19 protein-coding genes are annotated in these 17,695 nt (G+C 47.4%); 8 read left to right on the top strand and 11 right to left on the bottom strand.

Going from position 1 to position 17,695, the window contains the following annotated elements:
- Nucleotides 1-1,461 (top strand): M28 family metallopeptidase, encoded by a 1,461-nt coding sequence (locus IRJ16_RS12045; RefSeq protein WP_194111831.1) that lies wholly within the window; start codon nucleotides 1-3, stop codon nucleotides 1,459-1,461.
- Nucleotides 1,462-1,501: 40 nt separating this feature from the next.
- On the opposite strand, the gene IRJ16_RS12040 is transcribed toward IRJ16_RS12045, so the two are convergent.
- The 5 genes from IRJ16_RS12040 to IRJ16_RS12020 all read right to left on the bottom strand — a co-directional run bounded on the left by IRJ16_RS12040 (nucleotide 1,502) and on the right by IRJ16_RS12020 (nucleotide 6,889).
- Entirely contained in the window at nucleotides 1,502-1,798 is a 297-nt protein-coding gene (locus IRJ16_RS12040) for a hypothetical protein (RefSeq protein WP_194111830.1), read from the bottom strand.
- Nucleotides 1,799-1,836: 38 nt separating this feature from the next.
- Nucleotides 1,837-2,430: a nucleotidyltransferase family protein gene (locus tag IRJ16_RS12035; protein ID WP_194111829.1), complete on the bottom strand. Its 594-nt coding sequence runs from the start codon at nucleotides 2,428-2,430 to the stop codon at nucleotides 1,837-1,839.
- Nucleotides 2,423-3,577 carry an XdhC family protein gene (locus tag IRJ16_RS12030; protein ID WP_194111828.1) on the bottom strand — a complete coding sequence of 385 codons (1,155 nt, stop codon included), beginning with the start codon at nucleotides 3,575-3,577 and terminating at the stop codon, nucleotides 2,423-2,425. Before IRJ16_RS12030 ends, IRJ16_RS12035 begins: the two co-directional genes overlap by 8 nt.
- A 148-nt stretch (nucleotides 3,578-3,725) precedes the next feature.
- Entirely contained in the window at nucleotides 3,726-5,618 is a 1,893-nt protein-coding gene (locus IRJ16_RS12025) for a DNA topoisomerase IV subunit B (protein WP_194111827.1), read from the bottom strand.
- A gap of 263 nt (nucleotides 5,619-5,881) precedes the next feature.
- Nucleotides 5,882-6,889, bottom strand: coding sequence for a WD40/YVTN/BNR-like repeat-containing protein (locus tag IRJ16_RS12020; RefSeq protein ID WP_194111826.1), 1,008 nt, complete (start codon nucleotides 6,887-6,889; stop codon nucleotides 5,882-5,884).
- Between the two features lie 140 nt (nucleotides 6,890-7,029).
- On the opposite strand from IRJ16_RS12020, the gene IRJ16_RS12015 reads away from it, so the two are divergent.
- The gene (locus IRJ16_RS12015; RefSeq protein WP_194111825.1) at nucleotides 7,030-7,593 is read left to right on the top strand and encodes a Crp/Fnr family transcriptional regulator; all 564 of its coding nucleotides are present in this window, start codon (nucleotides 7,030-7,032) and stop codon (nucleotides 7,591-7,593) included.
- Between the two features lie 75 nt (nucleotides 7,594-7,668).
- Nucleotides 7,669-7,998, top strand: coding sequence for a DMT family transporter (locus IRJ16_RS12010; protein ID WP_194111824.1), 330 nt, complete (start codon nucleotides 7,669-7,671; stop codon nucleotides 7,996-7,998).
- A 19-nt stretch (nucleotides 7,999-8,017) separates the two neighbouring features.
- Here IRJ16_RS12010 and IRJ16_RS12005 read toward each other — a convergent pair whose 3' ends face one another.
- The 4 genes from IRJ16_RS12005 to IRJ16_RS11990 all read right to left on the bottom strand — a co-directional run bounded on the left by IRJ16_RS12005 (nucleotide 8,018) and on the right by IRJ16_RS11990 (nucleotide 11,880).
- A complete protein-coding gene (locus IRJ16_RS12005; protein WP_194111823.1) occupies nucleotides 8,018-9,739 on the bottom strand; it encodes an outer membrane beta-barrel protein in 1,722 nt (573 codons plus the stop codon).
- Nucleotides 9,736-10,269 carry an RNA polymerase sigma factor gene (locus tag IRJ16_RS12000; protein WP_228080080.1) on the bottom strand — a complete coding sequence of 178 codons (534 nt, stop codon included), beginning with the start codon at nucleotides 10,267-10,269 and terminating at the stop codon, nucleotides 9,736-9,738. The genes IRJ16_RS12005 and IRJ16_RS12000 overlap by 4 nt, the downstream gene beginning before the upstream one ends.
- 185 nt (nucleotides 10,270-10,454) lie before the next feature.
- Complete coding sequence (locus IRJ16_RS11995) at nucleotides 10,455-11,216, bottom strand: hypothetical protein (protein WP_194111821.1); 762 nt, start codon at nucleotides 11,214-11,216, stop codon at nucleotides 10,455-10,457.
- A gap of 121 nt (nucleotides 11,217-11,337) precedes the next feature.
- Nucleotides 11,338-11,880, bottom strand: a complete 543-nt coding sequence (locus IRJ16_RS11990) for a hypothetical protein (protein WP_194111820.1) — start codon at nucleotides 11,878-11,880, stop codon at nucleotides 11,338-11,340.
- A gap of 155 nt (nucleotides 11,881-12,035) precedes the next feature.
- On the opposite strand from IRJ16_RS11990, the gene IRJ16_RS11985 reads away from it, so the two are divergent.
- The 4 genes from IRJ16_RS11985 to IRJ16_RS11970 all read left to right on the top strand — a co-directional run bounded on the left by IRJ16_RS11985 (nucleotide 12,036) and on the right by IRJ16_RS11970 (nucleotide 15,785).
- Nucleotides 12,036-13,364 (top strand): APC family permease, encoded by a 1,329-nt coding sequence (locus IRJ16_RS11985; RefSeq protein ID WP_194111819.1) that lies wholly within the window; start codon nucleotides 12,036-12,038, stop codon nucleotides 13,362-13,364.
- A gap of 8 nt (nucleotides 13,365-13,372) precedes the next feature.
- On the top strand, nucleotides 13,373-14,539 hold the full coding sequence (locus IRJ16_RS11980; protein ID WP_194111818.1) for a trans-sulfuration enzyme family protein: 1,167 nt from the start codon (nucleotides 13,373-13,375) through the stop codon (nucleotides 14,537-14,539).
- Between the two features lie 73 nt (nucleotides 14,540-14,612).
- On the top strand, nucleotides 14,613-15,104 hold the full coding sequence (locus IRJ16_RS11975) for a cytidine deaminase (protein ID WP_194111817.1): 492 nt from the start codon (nucleotides 14,613-14,615) through the stop codon (nucleotides 15,102-15,104).
- A 9-nt stretch (nucleotides 15,105-15,113) separates the two neighbouring features.
- The gene (locus tag IRJ16_RS11970) at nucleotides 15,114-15,785 is read left to right on the top strand and encodes a GDSL-type esterase/lipase family protein (RefSeq protein WP_194111816.1); all 672 of its coding nucleotides are present in this window, start codon (nucleotides 15,114-15,116) and stop codon (nucleotides 15,783-15,785) included.
- Between the two features lie 67 nt (nucleotides 15,786-15,852).
- On the opposite strand, the gene IRJ16_RS11965 is transcribed toward IRJ16_RS11970, so the two are convergent.
- A complete protein-coding gene (locus IRJ16_RS11965) occupies nucleotides 15,853-16,278 on the bottom strand; it encodes a nuclear transport factor 2 family protein (RefSeq protein ID WP_194111815.1) in 426 nt (141 codons plus the stop codon).
- A gap of 168 nt (nucleotides 16,279-16,446) precedes the next feature.
- On the opposite strand from IRJ16_RS11965, the gene IRJ16_RS11960 reads away from it, so the two are divergent.
- Nucleotides 16,447-16,962, top strand: a complete 516-nt coding sequence (locus tag IRJ16_RS11960) for a YdeI/OmpD-associated family protein (protein WP_194111814.1) — start codon at nucleotides 16,447-16,449, stop codon at nucleotides 16,960-16,962.
- Nucleotides 16,963-17,024: 62 nt separating this feature from the next.
- On the opposite strand, the gene IRJ16_RS11955 is transcribed toward IRJ16_RS11960, so the two are convergent.
- Complete coding sequence (locus IRJ16_RS11955) at nucleotides 17,025-17,552, bottom strand: nuclear transport factor 2 family protein (RefSeq protein ID WP_194111813.1); 528 nt, start codon at nucleotides 17,550-17,552, stop codon at nucleotides 17,025-17,027.
- Nucleotides 17,553-17,695 lie beyond the last annotated feature (143 nt).

The raw sequence follows: 17,695 nt of genomic DNA, 5'->3' as shown, positions 1-17,695 counted from the left end.
ATGCGTTACCTGTTCGCTGTACTGCTATTCTTGAATGTTGGTTGTGACGCCCAACAAAAGCCTATCAAAAAGATCGCGACTGAATGCTCTGAAGCCGATCTGAAGGCCAGCCTGTACCACTTAGCCAGTAAGGAAATGAAGGGCAGGCTGATGGGTAGCCATGAGGATACACTGGCGTCGTTGTTCATTATCGATAGGTTTAAGAAGGAAGGCATTGCCGGCGCGTATGATGGTGGCAGATCATATCTGCAGGCTATCACCGTGCAACGACAGTACGACAACGCATCGTTGACCATCGGCACCAAGGTCCGTCAGCAATTAGATGGTTGGGAATTGTTCCCTTTCAAACCGATCAGTTTAAAAAATGCAGGCGTAGTGGTTACCGACCATACCGACGCGGCCGCTTTTATGAAAGATATCCTAGCCATGAATGTTAGCGGAAAAGCCGTGGTAATTGATCTTGGGCTATTTCAGCGAAATACCGAACAGGCCGTAAATGCCTTGATGAAAAAGCTAAAAGCGGCGGATGCTAAAGTACTGGTCTTCGGTAGCCCGGGTATCATAGACCGTGTCGAAGAGCAAAAGAGCACGGCCTATCTGCCCAAGTACAAATTGCCTTTTTATTTTGAACCTGAAGAACAGATACTGCCGAATCTGTACCTTACACCCGAGCGGTTTGACGAATTGCTGAGTACAGGCTTAACTAATACTACTCCCGGAAAGCATTATGCAGATCTCAAGTCAGGCATTGATCTGTCGGTAGATATCACTTACAAACCGGAGCAAGCGCCTAACGTGATCGGTGTATTGAAAGGGACTGATTCTAAGCTGCCTGCCATTATTCTATCCGCTCATCACGATCATGACGGCCCCAAGGGAGACGAGATCAATTACGGCGCGGTGGATAATGCCAGTGGGGTAGCGGCCATTATGCAGATAGCTACGATGCTTAACAAAGCAGCCAAGCAAGGCTTACGACCCAAGCGAACCATTATCTTTGCGTCCTTCACCGGCGAGGAGCGGGGATTGTTGGGGGCGCAATGGTACGCCGATCATCCGCTTCTGCCCTTGAGTAAAACGCATGCGATATTGAATATTGACCAGTTAGGCAGGACGGATACTTTGCATGGCAACAAGTCGAAGGATAGTGTTAACTACGCCTACATCTTAGTGAAGGACAGCGTGAAGCGAGGGTTACGTAATGCCTTGTACAAGGCAAATGAAGTGATCCCAAAATTGGTGTTGGATAAATACTATGAAGATCCGCGGTATGAGCGCCGTCGGTTACTCGGTTCAGACCAATATCCCTTCCACATTAAGGGGGTGCCTTTCATCAGGATAGATTGTGGTTTCTCGCGCGATTATCATCAAGTGACCGACACGCCTGACAAGATCAACTATCCGCTCTTGAAACGGCAAACACAACTTGCCTTTTTAACACTGTGGAATTTGGCCAATTGAACTTTGAGAAATGCGAAATGGCCGATGACGCTACCAACCGCTAATTGATCGGCTTTAGTTCGTCAAAAAAGCCGCTTTCCCAAGCTTCGTTGACAGCATTTTCCATCTGCGCTCTTTTTAGGGCTGATACCACGATCATATTCGGGATGGCGATAAATTTTTTGTCGGCCACTTCCATTGATAATCTCATCGCGTTATAAAAACAGACCTGATAAGAATTTCCGTCAGGTAACCCCCCGACGACGTTATCGCAATATCCCCATATCGCCAGTTCGTCTTCGTAGCGTGAAATATCAAAGTTGTAATGTAAAGTTGGTAGGGGTTCCGGTTGGCTCATATACGATCCCTATCTAACACTTTTAAAGAATCTGCACATTACTTCAATCCTTCGTAGTCTTCCTTGGTATCGATATCTATAGCCGCCGGTTTAAATGGCACGGTCGCCAGTTTAACATCCGGTTCTAACAGGATCTGGCGTGCACCTTTATCGCCTTTGAGTTGATAGATCCGCTCGAACATCTCGCGACCGAAAATGGCAGGTGAGCCTACCGTATCGGCAAATGAGGTGGCGACAATGCTTTGATAACCTTTATGGGCAAAGATGTCGGTCAGGTTATCCAAATGGGCACTGGTGATCAGTGGTTGATCGCACAGCAATACCAAAGCGCCCTTTACATCGGGATAGGAGCGGGCCAGGGCACGCAAGCCGGTATGGATAGACGAGGATATGCCGGTTTGCCAGTTGGTATTATGGGCAACGCCAACCTGCAGGCCGGCGCATTCTTTAAAAAGTTCGTCGTGCAGGGCGCCGGTCACTACAATGATCGGGCCTTTGCGGCGTATAGCCGAGGCGGTCTCGACCGCATGGCGCAGCAGCGACTTGCCTTTGTACTGTAAAAACTGCTTGGGCTCGCCCATGCGGCTCGAACTTCCGGCCGCCAGGATGATGATACCGATGTTATTATCCATTTGTTAGTGCCTTAATATTTAGGTCGCGGTTATGTATCGGGGCTTTCAGGTCCCTTAACGATCCGCCTTTAAAACCATTACGTACGGCCTGCAATTCGGCCATAATGCTCAGGGCTATCTCATCGGCGTTCTCGCCGCCAATGTCCAGGCCGATCGGACTGTAAATGCGCTCGTCGAGCACGGCGGTGTTAATGCCTTGCTGCTCCAATTCGCCCAATATCCGGTCGGTCTTTTTACGCGGACCAAGGATGCCAATGTAGCTAATATCCTGCAACATACTCAATTGTTGCAACACCGCCATGTCGTAAAAATAATTATGGCTCATTAAAACCGCCAACCCTTGCGGGATGACATGTTGCGGCAGTTCCTCTAACCGGGCTACTTGTACCCACTCCGCTCCGGGGAAGCGATGTTCGGTCACCAATTGCGGGCGACCATCCACCACGCTCACCCGCCATCCTAAACGGACGGCCAGTTGCACCAACGGCTGGGCATCATTACCGGCTCCGTAAATGGTCAGGATAGGGGAGGGTTTGATCAGCTCTAAAAATACTCGGACATGACTGCCGGCATATCTATAGTCCTTAACCTCAGATATGCCATCTGCCAAAACTTCCGCCATATCCGGTATCAGATGGTTGTTGCCGAATGTTTGATCAAGAGCATTGTTTTTGATGCTGCCATCGTTCAGTAGCAACGCACGGTCACCGGTGCGGGCAATATCCGGACTATCGCTTTTAAGCACAGTAGCCAACAGAGATGGTTGTTGCAACAAAAATACCTCTCGAAGTAACTCTAAGGGATTATGCTCATCATTAAAGTCGATCGGCTCAAGTAGGATAAATATCTGGCCTTGGCAGCCAAGTTGCGCGCCGTGTTCCAGGTCTTCCTCAATATCGGTGCTATCGTAAACAACGATCTCCGGCTTACCACGGAACATCACCTGTTGCGCGCGACGACGGGCATCGCCTTCCAAACAACCCCCGCTGATGGTGCCGTTTAGTTGACCGTCGTTAGTGATCAACATCCTTGCACCCGGTCGGCGATAAGCCGAGCCGTTAACCTCCACTACCGTGGCTAAGGCACATGGCCTGCCCAACTTACGTTCGGCATCATAGGCGGCAAGAAGGGGTTGTAGTTCGGACATGGGCTGTTGTTAACCGTAAATATAGTATAATATCGGTTTAAACAACAATGAGGTGATTTTGATGGGAAGAAAGTTGAGAATATCGGAAAGTGGGAGGGGAAGACTTACGAAGTATTAAAAACTTCGTAAGTCTGATCGCAATTGTTTATCACACCGCCACCGGCAAAACCACATCCTCAGCTACAGCAATTGTCGGGTTAACCGTCTCGTCATCCTTCTCCACCCTCAAGTTACCGATGATATGCTGCTGACGAGTTGGCGTGTTCTTACCCATAAAGTATTCCAGCAGGCCTTTTACGTTGGCATCGCGCAGGATCACCGGGTCAAGGCGCATGTCTTTACCTATGAACAGGCCGAATTCCTCGGGTGATATCTCGCCTAAACCTTTAAATCGGGTTATTTCGGGTTTAACACCTAAGCGGTTGATGGCGTTCACACGTTCTTCGTCGCTGTAGCAATAAACGGTCTCTTTTTTATTGCGGACGCGGAACAGCGGCGTTTGCAGGATGAACACGTGACCGGCCTTCACCAGATCAGGGAAGAATTGCAAAAAGAAGGTCATCAACAGCAAACGGATGTGCATACCGTCCACATCGGCATCGGTAGCTATTACTACGTTGTTGTAGCGCAGGTTCTCTATGCCGTCCTCAATATTCAGGGCGTGTTGTAACAGGTTAAATTCTTCGTTCTCGTAAACTACTTTCTTGGTCAGGCCAAAGCAGTTCAATGGTTTACCCTTCAAGCTGAATACGGCCTGGGTCATCACATCGCGCGATTTGGTGATCGATCCGCTGGCCGAGTCACCCTCGGTGATGAATAGCGTAGTATCCTGACGACGCTCGTGGCTGTCCTCAAAATGCAATTTGCAATCGCGCAGTTTACGGTTGTGCAAGGATGCTTTTTTCGCACGCTCGTTGGCCAGTTTTTTAATGCCGGCAATATCCTTACGCTCACGCTCTGATTGCAGGATACGGGCTTTCAACGCCTCTGCAACCGCTGAGTTTTTATGCAGGTAGTCATCCAGCGCTTTCTTCACAAAATCGCCGATGAAGGTACGTACCGATGGCCCATCTGGACCAACGTTCTGCGAACCTAATTTGGTTTTGGTCTGCGACTCGAATACCGGCTCTTGCACTTTAATGGCTATAGCTGCCACGATCGAGGCACGGATATCCGACGCATCATAATCCTTATCAAAAAACTCGCGCACCGTCTTCACCACCGCCTCGCGGAAGGCTGCCTGGTGCGTACCGCCCTGCGTAGTATGCTGACCGTTGACAAAAGAGTAATATTCCTCGCCATATTGCTGGCCGTGGGTCATGGCTATTTCGATATCCGGTCCTTTCAGGTGGATGATCGGGTAGCGCAGATTTTCGGCAGTGGTGTTCTTGGTCAGCAGATCATACAGGCCACGTTCTGATAAGAACTTCTGTCCATTGAAATTCACGGTTAAGCCCGAGTTCAGGAATACGTAGTTCCAGATCATATTCTCTACAAACTCCGGGCGGAAGTGGTAGTTACGGAAGATGGTCTCATCCGGGAAAAAGTTGATCGCTGTGCCGTTACGTTGTGTGGTCTCTTTTTCGGCGTCATCGCGGATCAGTTCACCTTTGGCAAATTCGGCAACCTTGGTGCGGTTATCGCGGTAGGATTGTACGGTGAACGAAGCACTCAAAGCATTTACCGCCTTGGTACCCACACCATTCAGACCGACCGATTTCTGGAAGGCCTTACTGTCATACTTGCCACCGGTATTTATCTTGGATACGCAATCGATCACCTTACCCAGCGGGATACCACGGCCATAATCGCGCACGGCAACCTTGTGGTCGCTCATGTTGATATCAATGGTACGGCCTGCCCCCATCACAAACTCATCTATCGAGTTATCCACTATTTCCTTCAGTAACACGTATATACCATCATCGTAAGCCGAGCCGTCGCCCAATTTACCAATGTACATACCCGGCCTAAGCCTGATGTGTTCCTTCCAGTCTAAGGACCGTATGCTGTCATCTGAATATTCTACCTGATCTGCCATGTGTATCGCTGGTTAGGGCACACAATTGTGCCTTTTGGCAAAAATAATAATTGAAGCGAATTAAAGCGGAGCGAGTATTCCACATGTTAACAATTGGGAGGGGCAAGGCGGTGAGTGCAAGGCGACGGGGAGGGGGGCGTCGTTATTTATCGTCGCGAACCCCTCCCTGCTACCGCTCAAACCTTGCCCACCCCTTCCCAAGGAGGGATTTGAATATTTTACAGAAAATTCTTTAATTAATAAAGAATTAGATATCTTTGTATCTACCTATTGATCGTCATCACTTTGGTGTCATTCAAGCCTGTGCCGATGATCATGATCTTATAATCGTTCATGGCGGCTATGGAGGTGAAGTTGAATACCTGAGATGGCTCAAACCCTTTCATTTGATACGTTGTCCACGAACTTCGGTTGGTCACAAAGACCATCCCGTTAGGCCAAAAGCCGGTCCCGAATTTATTGCCGATGCCTACCGCGTCGTTATCGTTCACAAAATGTAGTTTAAAAATGGCGGGATCGATCTTGGTGATAGCCATGTTGGCATCCACATTGATCAGCGTATCGGCCGACTTATTGATCAGCGTCCGCTCTGGTGTAAAGTAAACGTTGCCCAGGTTATTGGTAGTTGTGGTCTGCACTTTTAGCCAGGTATTGCCGCCGTTGGTGGTTTTAAAGTACATGCCTTTGGCCGCTGTAGCAATACCGGTCTGAGCATTTTTAAAACGGATATCGTGAAAGCCGTTCGCGCCGGCTTCTTTAACACTGGTCCAGGTTTGGCCACCGTCGGTCGTCTTGCTGAAAAGGTTATCGCCAATGATGAATCCAGTAGTATTGCTGATGAAATACATGCCCGTAAGCGGTTCGGTAGTGCCAAAATTAATGACGGTCCAGGTCTGGCCGGCATTGGTTGTTTTAAGCAGGATCCCGGCGTTGCCTATGCCGCCTGCAATGTATCCCGTCTGGCTGTCGGTAAACTGGACGCGTTTAAGCGGAACATTTGCAGGTGAGGGAATAGATGTCCAGCTAAGGCCACCGTTGATAGTTTTGATGATGGCGCCTGTGGTGACGGCGTAACCCGTTAGGCTGTCGGTAAAGGTCAGGTCATAGTAATCAGCCTTGGGTATGTTGGTGGTTAATGTTTTCAGGCTGTCCATGGTAAGGTGCCTTATTTTCGGCCAGTAGTCTACATTAATTTCTCCTCCTGTGTTTTTGCGGCAGGCGCTAAAGGTGGCAAGGATCAGTAAAGCAAAAAGTAATAGTTTGTTCTTCATACAGGTTTTTAATTTGGTTTAATGGCTTTACGGGGGTAAATGCCATTGTGCTACAGGGGGCAAATTTGGGTCTTATGAAACTGTCCCGCGAAATAGGATCCTGATCTGTGTAGATTTGCAGTGCTACCATCAGCATCCAAATGCAAATAGAAGATATCATATCCCGCCTGCAACCAATGTCTGCCGCATCTTCCGATGCCCTAACAAGCATCACCACTTTGGTGAGTTATCCCAAAGGACACGTTCTTTTAAAAGCTGATAAAATAGAGCCGTACCTGTACTTCATCCGCAAAGGTTTGGTGAGGGCTTATGCCAATACTGTCGATGCGCAGGTTACCTTTTGGTTCGGGTGTGAAGGCGACGCGGTGCTATCCATGAAAAGCTATGTGGCCGATGAGAAAGGTTACGAGGATATTGAACTGTTAGCCGATAGCGAATTATACCAGATACGCACCGAGGATCTGCGGGCTTTATTCGCTACCGATATCCACATTGCCAACTGGGGGCGCAAATTGATAGAGCGGGAATTGGTAAAGACAGAAGAGCGCCTGATATCCATGCAATTTAAAACCGCTACCGAGCGTTACCAAGATCTGTTGCTAACAGACCCGAACTTACTGCAGCGGGTGCAGTTGGGTTACATCGCATCGTACCTTGGCATATCGCAAGTAAGTTTGAGCCGTATCCGGGCGGATATTAAATAAACTCCTGCATTTTTTAACATTTGTAAAAAGTCGGAGGCATTCATATCCTCATCTTCGCCGTAGATTTTTACGGATATGAATTGGATCATTTTGTGTGTAGCAGGTTTGTTCGAGGTGGCCTTTGCCTTTAGTTTAGGCAAGGTAAAAGAGACCAGCGGCGCGACGATGTATTTTTGGTTGGCTTGCTTCCTGGTATCGGCCACCATTAGTTTTGGTCTGTTAGTCAAAGCGATACAGACCTTGCCGATAGGTACCGCTTACGCGGTTTGGACAGGCATCGGGGCAGTAGGTACGGTGATAGCCGGCATCATTTTCTTTAAAGATCCGGCCACGTTCTGGCGGTTTTTCTTTATCGGGACGCTGATCGGATCTATCGTTGGTTTAAAAGCGGTATCATCTCATTAAGACGATACCGCCTGAAAATTTACTCTTTTGCCCGGTTCAACCTAACGCCTACAGTAATATGTAACGATCCCGGGTCTGTCATCTTATAATTTCCATAGCCTGACGTGACACTGTATCCGCTCAGGTTCTTCAAGTAATTTGCCTGGATATTGAACCTGCCATATTGATACTGCAATCCGCCCGAAATACCAACGCTCATCTTTTGATCTAAGCGAGTGCCGTTGAGTTGAGCCATCGTATTGCGGAAGTAGGCGGTATCCCGGCTGATGGTGGCAGGAATGAGGCTGGTAACTCCGCTGGTCTGACTGATCGGGAATTTCAATACCGGTCCAAGCTTAACACTCAAATTGTCGTTCACCTTGTAAATGGCTTGTATGGGCAGGGTTACAAAATAATCCTTGCGGCTGTCGGTCACCCGGATCAACTGACCCGAATCTACCTTGCTGCCGTTAGCATGGTCATACCCGCCACTGATCTTTTGCGGGTTGTACAACCACAGTTGCGCACCGATACCCCACTTGGGTTTAAAATAGTAAGTACCATAAAGCCCTGCATAAAAGTCGATCTGTAAAGAGGTGTTCCCATTGGTATCGATCAACCTACGACTAAAACTACTATTAGTATTGATCCCTGCCAAAATGCCCCATTCAAAATTGCTGGGTTCGCCTGCTGTTTGGTTTTTGGTTTGGTTGATCTTGTTTTGCAAAGCAATGTTCCGGATGTTCCCCGTCAACGGCGACCATCCTCCCATGCCGGGTGATTTAATGGTATGTTGAGCATCGGCAAATTTGTTAACCGACAATGCCTGCATTGTGCGCTCGTACCAGTCGTTCGCAGTGGCTATCTCGTTAGCATCGTTCCTGACCGAAGAATATGATGTATTTGCTTTATCATCGATATTGTTGACCCTACCATCAGGCGATCTTTCTTTTGATGATCTGTCGCCTCCGGCCGGCATCCTGCTGTTATTTCGACCGCCATTATTCCCTTGTGCTCCACGCCCGGATCTGTCATTTCTGCCCTGACTCCTGCCACTCCTGTTCGGTACATAGCCCGAACCATTCTTGCTGATGCCGGACTTGTTATTGACCGATGCAGCGAGTTTTCGTCCACTGCTATTAACGACAGCACCTGACCTCGAAACTGAAACAGTCCTCGACGCAGTGTTCTTTGATATGGTGTTATTTTTTGATGTTGACGAAGCCGCGTTGTTTGCAGGAACAATACTCGTCGGATCCTTGCTGTTTGCTGAGTTCTCTGCATTGTTATTATAGTTCGCCGCGGTATGGCCGTTCGTTACGATACTATCAACGTCAGCGGTCATCTCGGCCGAGTCGGTCAATGCCTGATAGTTTTCAGATAGCGTATCGGTCAGGATCTTGGTCGAGTCCATCAATGCTTTCTGTTCGATAGCGGATCTGGTTAAACTGTCCTTGCTTTTTTTATCAGAGGTGCTGCCGATAAAATGCGACGCCACATAAACCGTCACGGCTACAACTGCTGTCGAAAGGCCAATTATGCCGCCTAACTTAGCCAAGCCCGATGCTCCCGCAGATGCGCCTGAACTTGCACTTGAACCAGCCGAACTACCGCCATCGGTCGGGCCGCTTTGAGTTGTAACCGGCATGTGCTGATCCAACAGACCTTGCATACCCGACCAATCCATATCCGGGTTGGCATCGATCTTTAACTCGTCGCGTTTTTGCTGCCAAAGTTTGGAGTACTTCAATGAATTTTTCATAGTCCGTTGCTCCTCCTTTCTTTTGTTTGTTGGTTGCCGGGGTCCAGCAGTTCGCGTAAACGTTTTTTTGCTTCGGCCAAATGCCAGCGCGATGTGCCCTCGCTGATGCTCAATTGTTCGCCTATCTCTTTATGGCTAAGGTCATCCAGCACCGACAGATTAAAAACCATTTGTGCTGCGGCGGGCAGGGTGCGTATCTGTTTCAGGATTTCGTCAAAGTAAAGCTTCTCTAATATCCTCGGCGGGATAAACTCGTCGTCGGTATCGGCAGCGATGGTGTTGGTGTTGTTGAACCGGAGTTCCTTCCGGCATAGGTCGATAGCCGAAAACACCATGATCTTGCGGATCCAGCCACCCAATTCGCCCTTATCTATATCGAAATTTTTGATCGACTGAAAAACTTTTAAAAACCCGGTATTGAATGCCTCCTTAGCCAGCGCCGGGTCGGCCAGGTAGCTATGGCAAACACGCAGCATATCGCTGTAAAAAAGCTTATACAAAGCCTCTTGCGATGCCCTGTTATTTTGCATACATCCGTTTACTAATTCCTGAGTGCGTTGCCGGTTAAGGTCCATTAATAAAAAGTGCTCATAGGTATATTCAGAAGCATCTTCGTACGCTACGGTTAAAACGTTGGGTAGGTTGGTAAATATTTTGAAAAAAAATTAGCGGGCGACGGTCAACGCCATCGCCCCGCTAATATAGGGTGATAATTTTATCTGATGATCACTTTGTTGCTCAGTATTACACCGCTGGTATGGTTCCAGTTAAAAGTGATAGTGGCAGCAGTAACTACCACGGTACCGGTGTAGGTAACATCATTCAGCCTAACGCCGATCGTGTAGGTACCGTTAGCCAGCACTGCCGGGCCCTGGTTAAATTTGATGGTGGCATATAACTGCTCGGTGCCGGTAGGGCAATTGCCATACATTAATACGTTGATGATGTTAGAACTGTAATTACCGTTAGCATCTACCGATGCATTGGTGTTAAGCCTGCCGGCAGGGCAATACTTGTTTTTAGTATTGGCTATCATGTAAATGTAGGTGCTGTCGGATGTTGCGCTTTTGTACAATTTAGGGTTCAGTGTAATGTCGTCGTTAATAATTTCCATTGGTACGCTTGTGCCCGGTGCCACATAGACCTGCGAGTTTACAACAATGGTAGCGGTTTGTACCGCGCCGTTGTTCACTTTTGCAGTAACGGTATAAGTACCCGCTTTGCGAAAGGTAAGCACCGCTGCCTGGCCTTTGGTGGCGATGGTGTTATACCCGGTTGGCAATACCGCCCAGGCGATACTATCAGTAGCGGCGGCGTTGGTGATGTACAGTGTATCGGGCTGGCCGATCATTACCTCGGTGTTGCTCAGTTTAATGTTGCCAACGGTTTTAATGGCCGGGTCGTTGAGTTTGTTGCAGCTTTGAATGATGAAGCAAAATGCGATAAGTGCCAGAACGGAAAAGATAAGCTTTTTCATGGTCGTGTTCTTTTTAAATGGTTTAATTGATGTTTTTTACTGCATCATCGTACCATGGAAAGAAAACGTTGGGTAGAGCAGCACTTTTTGTTGAAAAAGTGCTGTAAGTGAAGCGATAGCGTTATTGTTCGTCCTTAAATTTAATGCAACTTTTTGCCCTATAGATATTCTTAAACATATCCGGACCACGATCATTGGTAATGCAGACGGCCATGATGATGCCTTTGCGGTTCTTCTGTAGGACGGTAAGCAGAGCGTATTTGTAATGGTTAGTGGTCGGCGAGTCGGGCAGGCTCATGAAATAAACCTTACCGGCATCGGCGTTGTAATCGGATAGACTTGTCGGCGGGATATCCTTAATGTAAAACATATTATCTCCGGCCAATTCCTTTGCCAAGGTTTTGCCCCGCTCTATATAAAGCGAATCAGACGTGCCTTCGGTATGTGGGTTTATTTTAAAACGGATCTCGAAACTGCCCTCGGGGATGGCTATAGCGTAATCATACTTATTATCATCGGTCTTGGTAACTTCTTTAAATCCCTCGGGTAAGTCAAAACCGGCTATATCGCTGCCCGAGCCTTTTGGGAACGCCCGGTATTCTTTAGCGCTTTTGGTTTTAGCGGTTTGCGCAAGGGTTACATTGCCGAAAAACAACAATGCCACGATAAACAATAAATGCTTAATTTGCCCTTGACAATATTTCATAGTTAGCTGATAAGTGCCGCTTTGTTTACGAATTTATGTATTTAAATGTTACATCTTTACGGCAAAATTGTAATAATAGTTTATTGTAATTAAATTAATACGCAAACAGATACATGAGCATTATCCCCCGCCTTAACCGGTTCGACCTGACCATGATCGTTATCAGCCTGGTGATAGGCATGGGCATATTTGCAAACCCCAGCGAGGTGGCCGTACGCGCGGGTGATACCTATATTTTTTTCGGCGCCTGGATATTTGGGGGGATAGTTACCCTTTGCGGTGCACTCACTTTTGCCGAGATCGGCGCGCGTTACCCGCATACCGGCGGTTTTTATAAGGTGTTCTCCTATTGTTATCACCCGGCCTTCGCATTCATGATCAATTGGGTGTTGGTGATCAGTAATGCGGCTTCGGTAGCGGTAGTGGCTATCATCGGTGCAAACTATATTAACCCGGTAACACTTCCGCCCGAATGGCAGGGGCCGACGGGTGTGAAAGTAGTGGCGGTGCTTTCGGTACTGATCTTATACGCGCTGGCTTTCTTTGGTATCAAAGTAAGTGCACGTACACAAAATGTGCTGTCGATATTGAAAGTGCTGGCGGTGATCCTGCTCTTCTCGGCGGTATTTATGCATGATGATAGTACGGTTATCACTAAAGCGATACCTACGCAAGGCAGTCTCATTACTGCCTTAGGTTTAAGTTTGGTGCCGATATTTTTCACTTACGGCGGCTATCAACAGACCATCAACTTTGGCGGTGACATCATCGACCCGAAACGGAACATCCCCAAGGCTATCGGATTAGGCATCGGTACGGTGATCTTTCTTTACCTGGCTATCAACTTTGCCTACTATAAAGTATTGGGTTTAGGTGGATTACAACAGACCACTACACTGGCATCTACCATGGCGGGCGTGATCTTCGGTAGCGTAGGTTCTAAAATAGCCTCGGTGCTAATGTTCATTTCGGTGCTGGCTTATATTAACGTTAACGTAATGGCCAATCCACGTGTTTACTACGCCATGAGCGAGGACGGCACCCTGCCCGAGATATTCCGCAGGGTTAATCCTAAAACACAGGTACAGGAATTTGGCGTAACCTTCTTTGTGGCGAGTATATTAGTGATCCTTTTCTTTTCGGACAGTTTCCGTAAGATGCTGGACTACGTAATGTTCTTTGATACTATTGGTCTGTCCTTGGCGGCAGTGGCGATATTCATCCTTCGCAAAAAGACAAAAGAACTGGACAATACCGATATCTATACCATTAAGTTGTTCCCGCTTGTGCCTATTGTTTTTATCCTGTCGTACTGGTTCGTTACGTTGAATATCTTTTGGGCTAACCCGGGGGCGGCTTTGGTTTGTTTAGCAGTGTTTGCGCTGGGATTGGTGATCTATTACGCGAGTGTTTATATGAATAAGGGAAGGTTGCCGAAGTGATGAATAATATGGACCTTTCCTACATCCTCAACCAATTGGGCGAAGATCGCGAGCAGTATTTCAATGCTGTCGCGCCACCTATTGTGCAAACGAGTAATTTCAGTTTCAATTCCGTAGCCGACTTCCGCAAAGCCATGAGCAACGAGTTTGAGGCTAACCTTTACTCGCGCGGCAATAACCCAACTATTAATATCCTTCGCAAAAAGTTAGCGGCTTTAGATGGTGCCGAGGACGCTTTGGTTTTTGGTAGTGGTGTAGCAGCCATCGCCATACCCATCATCGCCTTACTTAAAAGTGGCGATCATATTGTTTGTGTAGAGAACTCTTACAGTTGGACCATCAAACTATTCACCAAACTGCTACCTCGATTTGGTGTCACCTGCACTTTTGTCGATGGGACAGAGTTGAAGAATTTTGAAGCCGCCATTCGCCCGGAAACCAAACTGATCTATCTCGAAAGCCCCAATACGTTCAGCTACGAGTTGCAGGACTTGGCTGCAATAGCCCAATTGGCAAAAAGTCGCGGTATCCTGACTATGATAGATAATAGCTATTGCACGCCGCTATATCAACAGCCCATCAAACTCGGTATCGATCTGGTGGCTCAATCAGCAACCAAATATATCGGCGGGCACTCGGATGTAGTTGCAGGCGTAGTTACGGGCAGCAAGGCTTTGTTAAGTAAGATATTCGAGTTGGAATACATGGGCATAGGAGCCAGCATGGCACCGCAATCGGCGTGGTTACTCATTCGTGGTTTGCGCACTTTATCTTTAAGATTACAGCGTAGTTTTGAAAGTACAAAGATCATCACCGCCAGGTTGCAACAACACGCGGCTGTCGATCAGGTGATCTGGCCATTCCTCCCCAGCTTTAAACAAGCCGAACTGGCCCATCAACAAATGCAAGGTTGCGGCGGCTTGTTCAGCTTTACATTGAAGAATTCGTCGTTACAAAAGATAGAAGCTTTTTGCGATGCCTTGCAACATATGCTGATGGCGGTATCGTGGGGCGGGCACGAAAGTTTGATCATTCCGGCAATAGCGACCATAGCAGCTGATGACTATGACGCGAATAATTATCGTCATCAATTGATCAGAATGTATGTGGGGTTGGAGGATGCCGAGTATTTGATAACAGATATGGAAGGTGCATTGAGTGCACTTAAACCATAATGAAGTAGTTTCTTGCATTATTCCCCGATTTTCCCTATCTTGTTTCCCCCGCTTTTTTAACCGGGCCGAAATAATGATAAAGCACGAAATAAAGATAGCGTTCACCGAATACAACAGCCTTGCTGAACTTGATACGGCCGACCAAATTATCTGTCGCGAAGCAGTGAAAGCAATGGAGCATTCGCATTCACCATATTCCAAATTTAAAGTAGGTGCGGCTTTGCTGTTAGAGAGCGGTAAGGTGATCCGTGGCAGTAATCAGGAGAACGCAGCTTATCCATCCGGGCTTTGTGCCGAGCGGACCGCCTTGTTCAATTGGGGTGCTAATCATCCGGATGATCCCATCCAAACTATCGCTATAACGGCACATACCGATAATTTTGATATCCTGAAGCCTGTAACCCCTTGCGGATCCTGCCTGCAGGTGATGGCCGAATATGAAAAAAAGCAAGGTGCCCCGCTAAAAATTATCCTATATTGCATCGACGGACCGGTATGGGTGACCACGGGCGTCGCCAGTTTTTTACCCTTTATGTTTTTTGAGGAGCGCCTTGTCGCTCAGTAAACCTGCAAAATGAAGATCAAATTTTTACTTGTCGCCGCGCTGATATTCAGCACGCATGCTTTTGCCCAAACGGCTAAACCGAAAGAAACTTACCCTTTCGAGAACGAGATCAAAGTCTACAAAGCCAAGGATAGCGTTAGCATGCCTAAGTCGGGCGGCATCCTGTTCATCGGCAGTTCGTCCATCCGCATGTGGACCGACCTACCGGCCAAGTATCCTAAAAAGAATATCATTATGCGCGGTGTTGGTGGCTCTACTATAGCGCAATGGGTGCAATACTATATGCCGTCTATTGTATATCCGTACCAGCCGTCAAAGATATTTATCTACGTTGGCGATAACGATCTGGCCAGCGGGGCAAGCTCGGCATCGGTGTATGATAATTTTGTGAAACTGCTTGGCATGATCCAAACCAACGTGCCTAAAGCCAAGGTTTATTTTATGTCTATGAAGATGAGCCCAAGCCGTGCCAAATTTTACGGCGAGGTTACCTTGGGGAACGAGCGTATCAGGGCCTACATCAAAAAGCAAAAAGATGTGGAGTATTTAGATGTCAACACGGCCTTGTTCCACGCAAAGGCAATGCCCGACTCAACGTATTTCCGGTCGGATATGTTGCACCTGCAACCCGGCGGATATGACCAGTGGCAAGCGGTGCTTGAGCCATACATTAAAAAATAAAACAGAAAGGCCCCGAATTTCGGGGCCTTTACTTCGATAAACAAAACTAAAACTCGGGGAAATTATCTTATTTAAAAACGCTATGCACGTTGGTGATCTTCCAGCCATCGCCGGTGTTGGCTACCGTTACGTAGTTGCTGCGGATAAAGCCGTTAAATTTCATATCAACTTTCACTACGGTAATGTTGTCGTTGCTTTCAACTTCTGATGTGCTTACGGTACAGGCTTGCTCCACATTCTGGTTGTCTTTCATAAATTTCAGCATGTCTTTTTTGTTGTAGCTGCAAACTTGCGTGCCGCGTAACATGCTAAAAGTGGCGGTCGGGTCCAATACCTCATTAAAGCCTTGTAGTCTGCCGCGGCTCATGGCATCGATGTAAGTATTGATGGCGTAGTGTTTGGTTAGGCGCTCAATCGGTTTGTCGGCAGCATTAGCGGTAAATACGGTTGTTAATAAGGCAAGGCCTAAAGCAATTGTTTTTAAAGTTTTCATGGTGTTGTATTTTTAAAGGTTATTATTGATCTGTTACTGTCTATAAGATGTTCGCAATTATCAAAACGTTACAACGTTTCGGGTTCAATTGCGATATTTAACAAACATTTAACATTTTCGCATATTTTTTAACGTGCCTCATTATCAATTCGCTCCATTCTCAACATTATGATCAGCTACGACATCATCATTCTGCAATTCGAGGATAAGGGCGAAAAGACCGAGTGGACCTATATCGAGATCCCGGCAGACATCGCTCAGGAATTAAAACCGGGGAACAAAAAGTCGTTCAGAGTAAAAGGCATGTTGGATGCTTTCCCGATCAAAGCTGTAGCCCTGATGCCGATGGGAGAGGGGAAGTTTATCATGGCTATTAATGCGGATATGCGCAAAGGCATCCATAAGCGGGCCGGAGCGATGCTAAAGGTAACATTAGAAGAGGACACCGATACCGCCGTAATACTGCCCGACGAACTGGAAGAATGTTTTGAATACGAACCCGAAGCCCGCGCCTATTACGATAGTTTGGCCCAAGGGCACCAACGCTATTTTATCACCTGGATCAACAGCGCTAAGACAGCGCCAACGCGAGCCAACCGCATCGAAAATATGTTTAAAGCGATGCTGAATAAATGGGACTATGGGCAAATGATCAGGGCGATGAGGAAAAAGGATCGATCATAACAATTATGCCCGGGAAATAAGCGTACGGATATGGGTGTGCAGATCCGTACGCAAGATCTTTCTTAATGTGATGGCATGGTAAAATGGCGCGAAAACTCATCGATCTGTGCTATTCGGCCCCCTTTAAATTGCATGTGGTCGGTATAGGATAGCGAGTCGGCTTTGCCTTTGCTGTCTTTCCAGCATTGCGTGTACCAAACAGTAACAAATTGTTCATTTCTGTCCTTATCAGTAACAGCCTGCCAATCTTTTATGCTCATTTTAATATCTTTCATGTCTCCCATGCCTTCTGCCATTTGAGCCATCCAGTCACCGAACGCACCTTTAAAGGTCCCGCCATCGTAATTGAACACCATGGTGTCGGCAACGCAAGCTTTGGCGGTGGTGTTGTCGTTAGTTTCTAAAGCTTTCAAGAACTTTAAGGCTGTTAAGGTATTGGCATGGCTGGTATCGGTTTGCCACTGATCGGGTTTCTCGATCTTGTAAGGATACTCGGGCGATGCGCTGATGGCCGGTGCAGCGACCTTTTCGGGTTGTGAACATGCGGTAGCTAATAATACCGGAATGGCCAATAGATAAATTTTTTTCATGATGATCAGGGTTTGATGATTTGAAGATAGATATTTAAACCGGGATATGTCAATACCTGTCTTTTGGTGCAGCACTGACCGGTAGACCTAAACCTGATCGGAGGGAAAGCTTTTGCGAAGGGCCGGTCTGGAGCGTAAGGGCA

Source organism: Mucilaginibacter myungsuensis (assembly GCF_015222005.1).
Classification (GTDB): domain Bacteria; phylum Bacteroidota; class Bacteroidia; order Sphingobacteriales; family Sphingobacteriaceae; genus Mucilaginibacter; species Mucilaginibacter myungsuensis.
This window is presented reverse-complemented; position numbering and strand designations above follow the sequence as displayed.